Source organism: Prevotella sp. BV3P1, assembly GCF_000479005.1.
Taxonomy (GTDB): Bacteria; Bacteroidota; Bacteroidia; order Bacteroidales; family Bacteroidaceae; genus Prevotella.
Genome location: NZ_AWXC01000059.1, coordinates 14305 through 28079 on the forward strand (window position 1 = coordinate 14305; position 13775 = coordinate 28079).

At 45.5% G+C, this 13775-nt stretch carries 9 protein-coding genes; 4 read left to right on the forward strand and 5 right to left on the reverse strand.

Translation table 11 applies throughout. The features are described 5' to 3' along the window. Nucleotides 1-107 precede the first annotated feature (107 nt). The 3 genes from HMPREF1254_RS10645 (at nucleotide 108) to rpsA (ending at nucleotide 4440) form a co-directional block, all read left to right on the forward strand. Nucleotides 108-1172, forward strand: coding sequence for a LacI family DNA-binding transcriptional regulator (locus tag HMPREF1254_RS10645; protein WP_023058686.1), 1065 nt, complete (start codon nucleotides 108-110; stop codon nucleotides 1170-1172). Between the two features lie 108 nt (nucleotides 1173-1280). Then, a complete protein-coding gene (locus tag HMPREF1254_RS10650) occupies nucleotides 1281-2087 on the forward strand; it encodes a hypothetical protein (RefSeq protein ID WP_023058689.1) in 807 nt (268 codons plus the stop codon). 577 nt (nucleotides 2088-2664) lie between these two features. Further along, nucleotides 2665-4440 carry a 30S ribosomal protein S1 gene (gene rpsA, locus HMPREF1254_RS10655; RefSeq protein WP_023058685.1) on the forward strand — a complete coding sequence of 592 codons (1776 nt, stop codon included), beginning with the start codon at nucleotides 2665-2667 and terminating at the stop codon, nucleotides 4438-4440. A 205-nt stretch (nucleotides 4441-4645) separates the two neighbouring features. Here rpsA and HMPREF1254_RS10660 read toward each other — a convergent pair whose 3' ends face one another. Continuing rightward, nucleotides 4646-5467, reverse strand: coding sequence for a GSCFA domain-containing protein (locus HMPREF1254_RS10660; RefSeq protein WP_023058674.1), 822 nt, complete (start codon nucleotides 5465-5467; stop codon nucleotides 4646-4648). Between the two features lie 168 nt (nucleotides 5468-5635). Here HMPREF1254_RS10660 and HMPREF1254_RS10665 point away from each other — a divergent pair, with 168 nt between their 5' ends. Next, on the forward strand, nucleotides 5636-7378 hold the full coding sequence (locus tag HMPREF1254_RS10665) for a DUF4153 domain-containing protein (protein ID WP_023058679.1): 1743 nt from the start codon (nucleotides 5636-5638) through the stop codon (nucleotides 7376-7378). 223 nt (nucleotides 7379-7601) lie between these two features. Here the strand turns inward: HMPREF1254_RS10665 and tsaE are convergent, their stop codons facing one another. The 4 genes from tsaE to HMPREF1254_RS10685 are packed head-to-tail and all read right to left on the reverse strand — an operon-like array spanning nucleotide 7602 to nucleotide 13775. Then, on the reverse strand, nucleotides 7602-8015 hold the full coding sequence (tsaE, locus tag HMPREF1254_RS10670) for a tRNA (adenosine(37)-N6)-threonylcarbamoyltransferase complex ATPase subunit type 1 TsaE (protein ID WP_004350530.1): 414 nt from the start codon (nucleotides 8013-8015) through the stop codon (nucleotides 7602-7604). Between the two features lie 42 nt (nucleotides 8016-8057). Next, the gene (locus tag HMPREF1254_RS10675; RefSeq protein ID WP_036879102.1) at nucleotides 8058-9611 is read right to left on the reverse strand and encodes a T9SS response regulator signal transducer PorX; all 1554 of its coding nucleotides are present in this window, start codon (nucleotides 9609-9611) and stop codon (nucleotides 8058-8060) included. A gap of 2 nt (nucleotides 9612-9613) precedes the next feature. Next, nucleotides 9614-12964: a type IX secretion system periplasmic lipoprotein PorW/SprE gene (gene porW / locus HMPREF1254_RS10680; RefSeq protein WP_036891237.1), complete on the reverse strand. Its 3351-nt coding sequence runs from the start codon at nucleotides 12962-12964 to the stop codon at nucleotides 9614-9616. Then, nucleotides 12945-13775: a metal ABC transporter permease gene (locus tag HMPREF1254_RS10685; RefSeq protein ID WP_023058672.1), complete on the reverse strand. Its 831-nt coding sequence runs from the start codon at nucleotides 13773-13775 to the stop codon at nucleotides 12945-12947. The genes porW and HMPREF1254_RS10685 overlap by 20 nt, the downstream gene beginning before the upstream one ends.

Sequence of the window (13775 nt, forward strand, 5' to 3'; positions counted from 1 at the left end):
ACAACTATTCTTTGTAATTTTGCATCACATAGACAGCGCCCTCAACAAAGCAAGTTAACTTATTTTCTTGAGGCTTGCACGATGATTGCACATATTTTAAATGTGATATGACAGAAAAAATAAGAATCAAGGATATCGCCCAGCGGGCGGGCGTTTCGGTTGGAACAGTAGACAGAGTCTTGCACGGACGCCCCAACGTTTCTCCATCAGCGCGTGAGAAGGTGGAGAAAGCACTCTCGGAGATGAATTATCAACCCAACGTGTATGCCAGTGCCTTGGCGTACAACAAGTCATACACCTTCTATCTCGTCATCCCACAACATGAATCTGAAACTTACTGGGAGGAAATTGAAGAAGGTGCAAAGAAAGCCGTAGAAACCAGACGCGACTTCAATCTCGAAACAAAAACACTCTATTATGAGCGACTCAAAGAAGAGTCGTTTAAAAAGGTGGCAGCCACCTGTTTGCAAGAGAAGCCCGACGGGGTGGTCATCGTTCCAGCAACACTCAACTTGACAAGAGCGTTCACGAATCAATTGCACGATTTGAACATCCCCTTCATCCTGCTTGATTCGTACATGCCCGAACTGAATCCACTCTCCTTCTTCGGACAAGACTCATTCAAAAGCGGCTACTTCTCGGCAAGGATTCTGATGATGGTAGCCCATCAAGAGAAACAAATCGTGCTGATGAAGCGCATCAAGGACGGAAAGGTGACCAGCAAACAACAGGAAAATCGTGAGGTGGGATTCAGACATTACATGTCAGAACACTTTCCTGAGATTGAAATCATCGAGTTGGGCTTGCCCATAAAGGCCACCAAAAAAGATTATGACTTGAGGTTAGAAAACTTTTTCAATGAGCATCCTCAAATACATCATTGCATTACCTTTGGCTCCAAAGCGCACATCATGGGCGACTTTCTGTTAAGAACCAACAGAAGAAGCACCCAAATCATGGGATATGACATGGTGGGTAAAAACGCCGAATGCCTCAGACAGGGCAGCGTGTCGTTCCTTGTTGCTCAGCATGCCTACCAGCAAGGCTACTGTTGCATTGACACGTTATTCAAAGCCATCGTACTGAAAAAGAAGGTTGACCCCGTAAACTACATGCCGATAGAGTTGTTGACGAAAGAAAACATGGATTTTTATCGTCGCACGCAATTGTAAAAAAAGGAAATCGTCTCATGCCCATCAGCAACGGCCACATTGACCTACAGCTACTGTGGACGCGCCCCGGGGCGACATCAATCAGGTTTCATTCACACGTCATCAAATATGGATATCATCAAACGTAATTTCTTTCGGTTGCTGCGCTCTGGAGCACTCAATGAGTATGTTACGTTAGAGCCTATGACAACCTTCAAATGGAATCGCCTGTTTCAGATGGCTGCATCTCAAAACGTGGTGACCATCGCATTGAAAGGCATCAAGAACCATCAATATGACACCAACATCCACATTCCGCAAAAGCTCATACTTGGTTTGCAGGAAATGACTGATAAGGATGAGCAGGAATGGGTTACCAACCCACATCTCAGCAATCCCACGTTAAACAAGCGTTTAAAAAAAATCAAACACGATGAGCGACATGCAATTGATACTTCAATGGAAACGCTTCAACTGCTTGACATCATTATCTTTAATGTCAATCACATATTAGCCAAAGGCATCTCCGTCAGAGGCATCATCGAACTGGGTAGCTACTTAAGAACAAAAGGTGACAAGGTTGATTTTGTCAAACTTGAAACCTGGCTCGCCAAACTTCACCTACAGCGCATGGCACAACTGCAGGGAAGCATACTGATTGTTGTTTTCAATTTTGAGCAAGACGAAATACCTTTCGTAGAGAATGTAGAACGCGATGCCTATCCTCTGATTTTAAGAACTCTGACCCATACAGAAATCGACACGACAAAAGAATGGCATTTCAGAGAAGGCAAAGCAGGATTTGTGCAAAACAACAACAAAGTACTCCGGCGTAATCTCAGGCGCAGTATGAGATACATCAATTTCTCCCCCATCGAAACATCAAGCCATTTCATCGTAAATCTCGTTCGAAGTTTGTCCGAAATCGAAGAATGATTAGCCCTTTCTTGAAAAATCAAATCATAAATACATTTCAAAAAGCATGACGGTTGGATGGCAAAAGCAATGAGTTTGCAAGCTGAAATCATGTACTTTAGGCGGTAAATGCATACGAATAGCCGATCTATTCCATGTGAATAAGACAAGCGATGATGAGTTTGATACTTTGAAACCCTAAAAAATCAGTTTTTTCTTGTCTATTTCACGATTTTATTTGTAAAATATTACGAATCATTTTAACAAACAAAAGGTTTTTTGACAAAGATGTTTATCATTGTCCGACATCGTCAAAAATTTCAATAAGTTGCCATTAATGATAGTTTCATGTATCAAGTTCGCCGTACAAATCAAATACGGATATATATACTCAAGAGATGGAATCACAGGATGAGATAGCAGGGCTTAAAAGCATATATGGGATGCGATAATCGCTACGGATTAGTTAAAATAATGTAATAATCGATATGTTTTACAAACGACACCCTTTGGTTGTCATTATATTATTGTAATTTTGCAACCGATTTATTTATTCACATAAAGTCTAACTTTATTAAATTTTAAACATTAATTATTTATGTCAGATTTAAAGAACGTTCAACCATTAGAAGACTTCAATTGGGATGAGTTTGAAAATGGTACAAACGTAAACGCCAACAAAGAAGACTTGGCAAAGGCTTACGATGAAACTTTGAACAAGGTTAGTGAGCACCAAGTTACAGAGGGAACCGTTATCGCCCTTGACAAAAAAGAGGTCATTGTTAACATTGGCTACAAGAGCGATGGTATTATTCCCGCTTCAGAATTCCGCTACAACCCAGATCTTAAAGTAGGTGACAAGGTTGAGGTTTATGTAGAAAACCAGGAAGACAAGAAAGGCCAATTGGTTCTTTCTCACAAAAAAGCTCGCCTTACCAAGAGTTGGGATCGCATCAATTCAGCCCTCGACAACGATGAGATTATTCAGGGTTATATCAAGAGCCGCACTAAGGGCGGTATGATTGTTGACGTGTTTGGCATCGAAGCTTTCTTGCCAGGAAGCCAGATCGACGTTCATCCTATACGCGACTACGATGTGTTCGTAGGCAAGACCATGGAATTCAAAGTGGTTAAGATTAACCAGGAATTCCGCAACGTTGTTGTTTCACACAAGGCGCTCATCGAGGCTGAGTTGGAAGCACAGAAGAAAGAAATTATCAGCAAACTTGAAAAGGGACAAATCCTCGAGGGTACTGTTAAGAATATCACCTCTTACGGTGTATTCGTCGACCTTGGCGGTGTTGACGGATTGGTACATATCACAGACCTTTCATGGGGCCGCGTAAGCGATCCACACGAAGTGGTTTCATTGGACGAGAAAATCAATGTGGTTATCCTCGACTTCGATGATGAGAAGAAGCGTATCGCCCTTGGTTTGAAGCAGTTGACTCCACATCCATGGGATGCTTTGGATCCAAACTTGAAGGTTGGCGACAAGGTGAAGGGTAAAGTTGTTGTCATGGCCGATTATGGTGCATTCGTAGAGATTGCTCCTGGCGTAGAAGGACTGATTCACGTCAGCGAAATGTCTTGGAGCCAGCACTTGCGCTCAGCTCAGGACTTCATGCATGTTGGTGACGAAGTTGAGGCTGTCATCCTGACCTTGGATCGTGAAGACCGCAAGATGAGCTTGGGTATCAAGCAGCTGAAAGCTGATCCATGGGAGAACATCGAGGTGAAATATCCTGTTGGCAGCAAGCACACAGCAAAAGTTCGCAACTTCACTAACTTTGGTATCTTTGTTGAGCTTGAAGAAGGTGTTGACGGCTTGATTCATATCAGCGACCTCTCTTGGACCAAGAAGGTAAAGCATCCTTCAGAGTTCACAACAGTAGGTGCAGCCATCGATGTAGTGGTTCTCGAAATTGACAAAGAGAACCGTCGTCTTTCTCTCGGCCACAAGCAATTGGAAGAGAATCCTTGGGATACATACGAAACCATCTACACACCAGGATCGGTACATACCGGTAAGATTACCGAATTGATGGACAAGGGTGCTGTTATCACACTGAATGAAGGTGGTGAAGGCTTTGCCACACCTAAGCATCTTGTTAAGGAAGATGGCACACAGGCACAACAGGGTGAAGAACTCGAGTTCAAGGTGATTGAGTTTGTAAAAGATACCAAGCGCATCATCCTTTCACACAGTCGTACATTCGAAGATGTGCAAGAGGACGTGAAGCCTGCACACAAGCACACTACCTCCAAGAAACCAAATGAAATTCCACAAATCAACAATGTGACAGCTGGAACAAGTCTTGGTGACTTGGATGTTCTTGCCAAGTTGAAAGCAGACATGGAAAAGGGAGAATAATTGAGTTTTTCTCGCGCTCCTATAATTAGGACAGATTTTCTATTACTGTCCGCTAAAACTTATTTGAGCATAAAAAGTTAGGGCTGGATTCCACACATGGAATCCAGCCCTTCTTGTTGCAATCTTAGTCATCATCAAATTCAGTACCAATGGCAAGACAATAAAGGATGCGGAAAACAATTATCAGTTAGACAACTGGTTGTGATCAGCGGTGTGATGCTTGATTCGTCAAGTTTACCCCCCATTTGTTTTCCAACTCCTTGATGCGCTCTTGCGTCTGACGGATGAACGACTGGTAAGCATCGCCATCCGGATGGAACGGACGATGCGCCAAGGCGGCCTTCACGGGTTGCCAATCGACCAAGAAAAGTTTGGCCTCATGACTGAAAAAGGCATCCGAAAAACGTTCCCAGATGTATGCCACGGCTTGGTCGGAGGGATGCAACATGTCTTCTTTATAAAACCGATAATCGCGCAACTCGTCGTTCACAATCTCGTAAGCGGGGAAATAAGTCACCACGCCAGGATAACGCTCTTCCAGCTGGTGGGTGGCCAAAAGCAGCGTGGCCTTGGACAGCTGACTGCCATGAAAGCCGTACTTGGCATAACGAATGGGACTGACGGTGAGGATGACGCGCACCTTATCATTGCGCTTCACCAAGCATTCTACCGCTCGAGACAGATAGGCCGCACACTCCTCCACGCTCAATTCTGCTTCACGAAACAAGCGTTGCGGACGCTTTTGGCAGTTGTCTACAATCTCGCCCGTTTCTTTCAAGATGTACACATGGTTGGTACCCAGGGTAAACACGGCCACGTTGGGGCTCACATCGGTGCGCTCTACCGTATGCAGAATGCTGGCCGGATTGTACATTACGCCGTAAGGATTGACGGTGACGCGAAACTTATCTTCGACAAACCGCCGCCCCATGCTGTCAGCAAAGCATGAACCGACAAAGAGCATGCGCTCGAATGGCGGGATTTGAAACGAGGGTTGGTCTACCTTGACTATAGTTCTGAACTGCATAAGCTTTTGATTGTGCCTTTCCACCTCATCAACACCACAAGGACTGCGATGAAGAGGAAGCATGAAAAAACGTTAGGATGACAAAAATAATCATTTTTATCAAAAGAAACTTGGCGTAACTTATATTTTATTGTAGATTTGCGATATTAATCAAACCCAAGACGAGCAATGGTACATTTCATATCTAAAGACGCATTCAAACACTGGAAAGAAGGTTTGCAAAGCATTGTGCGGAGATTTCCGCTGACCCTGTTTTTTACCATCGCCTCATGCCTATCGCTGATATACCTCAATCACGATTTGAGCAATGGCGGAGAGATGAAAGGATTTGAATTCTTCCTCATGTTCTATCCACTCACGGCCACCATTCTGTCTTTGACACTCCACCTGTGGACGGAAGACATGCGTCAACGGCTCAAAGCATGGGGATGGCAAGGTGCTATACATGCCCTTTGGCTGGCCCTGTGCATCTATTGGGCCACCGAATACGAATTGTCCATGGGGCAAAGCATCGCCGCCGGCACATGCGTAGGCGCGATGCTCGTGGGCTGGTTCACACTGCCTTTCGCGAAACAAACGAACGACCGTCCAGCCATTAATTTCCTCATCAGGCTTATGGGAAGCGGCATCATTGCTGCCCTCACATCCCTTGTTCTCTTCTTGGGCATCTTGTTGCTGTTACAATCGTTCAAGGATCTGTTTAACATGGACATAGAGGCAACCTTCTATGCCGACACGGCTAACGTGTGTTTCACGCTGGTGGCTCCACTGTTATTCATGTTCCAGTTGCCGAAAGACGAACAAAAATACAGTCAATACAACTGGCTGCAACATAAGTTTGGCAACGGCATCATCCATTACCTGCTCATTCCGCTGCACTTAGCCTACGTCATCACGCTTTATCTCTATGCCGGAAAGATACTCGTTATCTGGGAATTGCCCAACGGATGGGTGTCTACATTGGTTTCGGTGCTCATGTTGCTCACTGTCATCATTCTGTTCTTACTCTACCCTATCCACCAGCAAAACCAAGTAAAGCAGGTAGACCGTTTGGCAGTTCGCTACCTTCCCATCATCGTTTTGCCGTTGCTGGTGCTGATGTCAATAGGCATTGGCCGCCGTTTCTCCGACTATGGCGTAACCATACAGCGTCTGTACCTGCTGTTGTTCAACCTTTGGTGCTACGCTGTCTGCATAGGTCTCATCGTCTGTCGGTCGCGTAAGGTGATGTGGGTGGCATGGAGTTTTGTCGCCATCCTGTTGCTGGTGTCGGTATTTCCAGTAAACGTATCAAGTTATACCAATAACCATTTGCAAAAACAGGTACGCGAATTGTTGGCCAAGCACAACATGACCAAGTTTCCGATAAGCAGTAAAACATACACAACTTTATTGAAACAGGTAGGATACCAACAGGCGAAAAGCCTTGCGGGTAAGCTGAACTACCTGAACAGCACATACGGTAGCCAGGCCATTGAGGATATCATCAACCCCAGGTATCTCGTCGCCGACTATCAAGTAGAAGAGATGTACGGGCAGTCAATGGCAGGTACCTCTTCAACATCCATACCCGAAACGCTCATCAGCAACAAACGCGAAGAAAACATCCTATTACCCATTCCGCCGGGTTACCGTTATTTTCAGAACATCAAGCAATATCCTCCGCAAAAAGACGCTAAAGTTGAGGGCGACAAACTACTTGTGACCATGAAATATCAACTGAATGGTAAAACATTTACGGACCATTACCAAATGAGTTTGGCGGAGATTGAACGAAAAGTCAATGGCAAAGAGAAGTTCTGCATAACTGCCACTGGCAAACAGACACAGCTTGTCATCACTTACCTGTACCTCTTGTATGGCGAAGACTTCATCAACATGCAATACCGGGGTACGCTCTTCGTGAAATAGCACACGACTGTGAGCATGAAATGTGCGTCATCAAGCCCGCTTCACGGATGCGTCCACAGATGTGAAGGGTGCATCATGTCGGTGGTTGAGGGTTCACCATCGGCTGGTAGCCCGCTATAAAACGCAAATAAAAACGGGAACTTGCTGCAAGTTTTAGCCGATGGGGGTAATCCCAAAGCTATTCCTCACAACAAGTTCCCGTTAAGGTTTACGCCTTATTCTCCTAAAATGTGACCAGCCGTGAGCCGTCTTCCTGCTCTGCAATGGTTACCTTGACGGCATCTTTTGGTAGCAACTCTTCTACCAACTCCGGCCACTCGAGGAAGCAGAGGCGATGACTGTAAAAATAATCCTCATAGCCCATGTCGTACACCTCTTCGAGCTTTTTAATGCGATAGAAGTCGAAATGATAGATGGAGTCTTGCAACTTATTGGAATAATACTCATTAACGATGGCGAAGGTGGGTGAGGTAATGACATCCTCCACGTCCAAACATTCACAAATGGCCTTGATGAAAGTGGTTTTACCAGCTCCCATTTTTCCGTAGAAAGCAAACACATTGCCCTTACCCATGTTGTCTATGAACTGCTGGGCAGCCTCTTTTATGCAATCTAATGACTTGATTTTAATTTCCATTTTTTTCTTATTTATGTCTATTACCTATATTGTTTGATCATTTTATCGTTTTCTGGACGTGAGTGTAATCAGCGGAATGAGCATTTCCTCCATGCTGATGCCCCCATGTTGGAAGGTGTCCTTGTAGTAGGATACGTAATAATTGTAATTGTTGGGATAGGCAAAGAAGGTGTCGCCCGTGGCAAAAACGTAGCTGGTACTAATGTTGGGCGAGGGCAACTGTGCACTTCGAGGGTTTTTAATGGTAAAGACTTCCTTGGCACTGTAACTCAAGTTCTTGCCGAGCTTGTATCTCAGGTTGGTGTTGGTGTTGCGGTCGCCGATAATCTTGATGGGCTTTGAGGCACGAATACTGCCGTGGTCGGTGGTCAACACCACTTTATAGTCGCTCTGTGCGAGCAATTTCATCAACTCTGTCATCATGGAATGTCGGAACCAGCTCTTGGTGATACTGCGATAAGCCGACTCGTTGTTGGCTAACTCGCGCACCATCTTGGACTCGGTTCGGGCATGTGAAAGCATGTCTATAAAGTTGACCACCAACACATTTAAGTCGTTCTTCTTAAGTTCATGCAGCTTGTCGAAAAACTTTTCTGCCCCACTCGAATCGTTCACCTTATTATATGAGAAGCTGTGATGACGACGGTAGCGCTCGATTTGTGTCTGTATGAGCGGCTCTTCATTGAGGTTTTTGCCCTCCTCCTCGTCTTCATCAACCCACAGATGAGGAAACATTTCGGCTATTTTGTTGGGCATCAGTCCACTGAAGATGGCGTTTCGGGCATACTGTGTGGCCGTAGGCAAAATGCTCACATATATGTCTTCCTGCATGTCGAACAGGTCGCCAATCTCCTTGGAGATGACCCGCCACTGGTCATAACGAAAGTTGTCGATGACAATGAGAAACACTTTCTCGCCAGCATCGAGCAGTGGAAAAATCTTGTTCTTAAACAAATCGGGACTCATCATGGGCCTATTGGTCTGAGAAGGAGCTACCCATTCGAGATAATGTTGCTTGATGTATTTGGCAAATCCGAGGTCGGCCTCTTCTTTCTGCATTTGCAACATCTCTGTCATGCTGCTGTCTGTCGAACTCAGTTCCAGTTCCCAATGAACCAATCGCTTGTAGATATCCATCCAATCGCCCAGTGATTGGCAATTCATAATCTGCATGGAGATGTCTTGAAAACTCTGTTGATAGCCCGACTGTGTCACCTCCGTTACAATTTCTTTGCGGTGGATGTTCTTTTTAAGCGTCAGCAAAATCTGGTTGGGGTTCACGGGTTTGATGAGATAGTCGGCTATTTTTGAACCAATGGCCTGATCCATAATGTTTTCTTCCTCACTCTTGGTTACCATCACGACAGGTGTTGCCGGACTAATCTCCTTGATGCGCTGCAAGGTTTCCAATCCGGTGAGACCCGGCATCATTTCATCCAAAAGCACCAAGTCAAAGGTGTGCTGGCGACATTGGTCGATGGCGTCCGACCCATTGCTCACCGTCACCACCTGATATCCTTTTTTTTCGAGGAAGATGATGTGTGCGCGTAGCAGTTCTATCTCATCATCTACCCATAACAATAGTCCATTGTTCATCATTAAAATCCTTCTAAATCATAATATTCATCACCTAAGTCGATGACCTTTGGTTCAGCTTTTTTCTTTGCCTTTTCATCCTTAGAAGCCGGTTTGGCGGGTGTTTTCTGATTGTTCTTTTGAAACTTTTCCTTAGAATTGTTCTCAAAATAAATAATCGTTTCACCTGGACGTTGCGGCTGTGGCTTATTGGGAACCGTCTTTGGTTGCACTTGCGTTTTCGGCTTCACGGCTGGTGTCTTGGCGTTAGGCACCTTTAAGGGTTGCTCACGAGGAGTGGTTTGCTGCTTTTTAGACTGGTCGGCAGGCAGCTGAAGAATGGTTTCGCGCTGAGGAACAGTCTTGTCTTGCGCCTTTGGCAAGGGTGTTTCAGTAGGAATCACCGTGCCACCCTGTTCGTTTTGCTTCGTTTCATCCTCTTGCGGAACAACGATGGTTCCACGATCTATCGGCTCGATTTCGAGACCATTATCTATAAAGGTGCCATCATCCAGCAGGTGGTCTATCTCTTCTACCGATGGCTTGCGCTGCGGTTCGGTAGGTACTTCAAGTGGTTCTGTGAGCAATTGGAACGTACTAATCTTCAATGGTGCAAAGTGCTTGCTATAATATCGGTCATAATCATCATAGCTGAATGTGGTGCCCAACAATTGAAGATTGGCATCGCTGATGACAAACGAACGCGCCTTACCCACGAGAGAAGTGAGGTTGGTTTGGCGATGGAACGCACGAGCATACTGCAAAGCCTCGTCAAAATTACGGAAGCCGGCTATCTTCATCAAGTGCAAACCGGAATCTTCATCAATGGTAACATCAAAATTGCGTACCACATAACGGGTAAAATTGTACTTGGCCACTTGGTAGAGCAATTGATTCTCTTGAACAGAATCAGGATGATAGACGAGCATGAACGTGAACTCCGTGTTTCGCTCGTTACTGAACTGACGGGCTGCAATAGAGTCACTATCACTCAACACAGCCGAACGGCGCGACCACACCTCGCCCATGTCAAACTTACCACCGTGCAATCGTCTGCCAGCCTGTACACCATTGATAATCATGCCAGCCATGTTGCTGAGACTACTCTCGGGGAATTGTTCCACCAGCTTCCGCATATCGGCCAAACAGCCGTCAGCATCACCATTGTTCAACTTACTTAAACCGCCGATGAAAAGGAATTTGTCACGGTTGGCACCCAATGGAAAGCGGGTTGATGAAAGATGCGTATTGCTGCGCACTTCATCGTAGCGATCGGCCTTAAATGCATTGTAGGTGGCCGCATAGAGGGAATCCTCAAGCTGAACACCAAACTGCGCGTTCTCACGGAAATGAGGGTCGGTGAGAAGAACGGTCCACTCACTTTTCGGATGTTGTGCCTTGAGCAGCTGTATGTAGCGAGCGGCAACACCCGACTGCCCCAGTCTTGAGTACAACAGGAACAGGTGATAATAGGCTTCATCGATATGTTCGTAGGAAGGATAGCTGTCAACCAGCCGCCGCAGAGCCTTCTCACTCAACTTCAAATTGTCCAGTTTATCCTTAAAGATGACACCCGAATGAAATAATCCATCCATGATTTGTAGATTGCTGGCCGCCACTTGCTCGGCAGTAAACGGTATCTGCGCCAAATAATACGCACGCTTGTGAGGGTCGTTCTGGGCACTATCGGAAACCTGACTGAGTGAATCTGTCACCGCTTCCGCTTGTTGTAAGGAATCGAGTTGCGCTTCTGTCATCTGGTTTGTATCGCCAAACGACACCACCGTTTTATTAGTTCGTTGCCAATTGTCAACGTTTTCCCGCTTTCCCCACAATCTTTCAAAAGCAGTCTTGCCTTGGTTAACAGCCATTTGATTATAAAAATACCATTGGCCGTCACCTTGTTTTTGAGGGGTTGGCGTGGGTGGTCGGTAAGGAGTGGTTCTTTGATTATCAAAATAACTATCATCCCCTCCAGCCATCATGTTTTGACCATTCTGCTCAGCCAGGCGATCAGCCTCTTCTTTTTCTTTCTTTTTCAACGCATCAATGACACGGTCAATGGCTGCATAAAGTTTTGGTTTAGGCAGTTTGGCCAGTGCTTGCAGGGAATCTTGCAACGCAACAGCATCGGTGTAAGGCACCAGTTCATCAAGAACTTTTGAGCGATAAGACAGCTCTTCATAATCTTCACGCTCTTTATCCAACAATCCTATCGCTTCGCCATAACACCGTTGGGCATCGTTATATTTCTCACGTTCCCAATAAAGGTCACCGAGTTTCAGCAGTAACACACCTTTTTCAATACCGCTGCGGGTAGCACCTTTGTTCCCCTTCTCATACGCATCGATAGCTTGGAGGGTATCTTTCTTGGCCAAATAAATATTACCAATGGCATAATAAACCTGATCCAGATAGTCCTTATTATTTTCATTGACTGCCATTCGACGCAGTTTGGCAATCATTTTCTTGGCTTGTGTACCCGCCATCACCTCGGTCATGGCAACACGAGCGTTGAACTCAACCTCGTAAGGGGGATGCTGTCTAAGTACTCGCTGGTATGACTTGTAAGCCTGTTCCTTGTTTCCAACAGCCTCATAGAGCTGCCCTAACAGAAACCACTGGCGGGCTTTCTGCTTGCGACGCATCTCGTGTTTGATGACTTTGCGGAGGTAAGGAATGGCTTTATCGTACTCCTTCGTGTGTAGATAATAGTCGGCATAGGTATAATCCCATTCTTTTTGTGCCTGCCAGTGAATGGAATCGCGCTGCATGTTGCGAATGACGTCTTCGGCATCGTACAACCAATCTTGCTCAATATAGCTTTTAGCAAGCCAGGCTCGTACACGACCATAGATGGAAGGCTGCGACTGATACAGGCGACTCATGTATGAAAAGGTTGACGCAGCCTCATCAAAAGCACCCGAATGAAATTGCGAACGCCCCATGAGCATCCACGCTTTCCATAAAAAAGGATTGTATTCTTTCCGGCTCAGCCACTCACGATCTTTCGCTGTCTTTCGCTTTCCTGGATTCCACTCAGGCCTACGCTTGATGCTATGCAACTTGATTGCCTTCTGAGATTTCTCGATGGCGCGGTCAAAGTTAGCCTTACCAAGCTCGCCGCTCTTTTTATTTCCAACAGGATAGAGAGGAAGCATTTCGGTAAAGTTGTCTCGATGTCCATTCTCTTTCTCCAATGAGCCATCAATATAGGCTACCGAACCATTGTAATAGATGTTATACCGAGCGGTAAACGAATGCCACCATCTACTCTTGGCAGTGTTTTTCTGCGTAGAGCAACCTGCCAATGACAACAATAAAGCTATCAACGGCACAGCCAAAGTGATATTTTTAAGATGGTGAGACCTCACGTTGGTTAAACTTGAATATAAGTACTTTTATTGCCTTTAACAAGGCATAAATAAGGATACTGACGAAAATGATGGCTGCTCCAGACGGGATGTTCAGCAAATAACCGAATGTCAAACCCAACAAACAATCCACCCACCCCACCAAAATGCTGTATGCGATGATGCGTTTATAGCTGTATGTAAACAGATTGGCTGTCATCTGTGGAATGGTCAACAGACTGATGGCCAAGACAACTCCAACCATACGGAGGGTGGATACGATGGTCATGGCAATCAATATCATCATCATGTATTCGATGGCTGATACGGGGAGCTTTTGTGAACGGGCAAAACATGCATCGAAAGCCACGCTCAAGATAGGACGAAAGAGCAGTGTGAATATAGCGAGCAACAACAAAGAAAGCACGGCGAGCAACAACAGGTCGCCATAGGAAATGGTTAAAATGTTACCAAAAAGAAATGAGGGAAGGTCGGGCATGAATCCCGGTGTTAAAAAACAACAGATGATACCCACGCTCATACCGAAGGTCCAGAACAGAGCAATGGCAGAATCTTCACGCGCATCACTACGATGTGACATCCACTGAATGCCGCATGCACTGAAGATGGCGAACAGCATGGCCGACAGGATGGGATTGAAACCTAAGAACACCCCCAAGCCAATTCCGCCGAACGAAGCATGCGTAATGCCGCCACTGATGAACACCAGTCGGCGCGTCACAATGTAAGTACCGATGAAACCACACACGATACTGGCCAAAAGTGAGCCTAACAGGGCGTTTTGAAAAAAAGTATAATGCAGAATGTTCAT

Excerpts from the sequence above, each read along its gene's own strand:
- HMPREF1254_RS10645 (WP_023058686.1), top strand. The coding sequence starts at position 108 with ATGACAGAAAAAATAAGAATCAAGGATATCGCCCAGCGGGCGGGCGTT.
- HMPREF1254_RS10650 (WP_023058689.1), top strand. The coding sequence starts at position 1,281 with ATGGATATCATCAAACGTAATTTCTTTCGGTTGCTGCGCTCTGGAGCA.
- rpsA (WP_023058685.1), top strand. The coding sequence starts at position 2,665 with ATGTCAGATTTAAAGAACGTTCAACCATTAGAAGACTTCAATTGGGAT.
- HMPREF1254_RS10660 (WP_023058674.1), bottom strand. The coding sequence starts at position 5,467 with ATGCAGTTCAGAACTATAGTCAAGGTAGACCAACCCTCGTTTCAAATC.
- HMPREF1254_RS10665 (WP_023058679.1), top strand. The coding sequence starts at position 5,636 with ATGGTACATTTCATATCTAAAGACGCATTCAAACACTGGAAAGAAGGT.
- tsaE (WP_004350530.1), bottom strand. The coding sequence starts at position 8,015 with ATGGAAATTAAAATCAAGTCATTAGATTGCATAAAAGAGGCTGCCCAG.
- HMPREF1254_RS10675 (WP_036879102.1), bottom strand. The coding sequence starts at position 9,611 with ATGAACAATGGACTATTGTTATGGGTAGATGATGAGATAGAACTGCTA.
- HMPREF1254_RS10685 (WP_023058672.1), bottom strand. The coding sequence starts at position 13,775 with ATGAACATTCTGCATTATACTTTTTTTCAAAACGCCCTGTTAGGCTCA.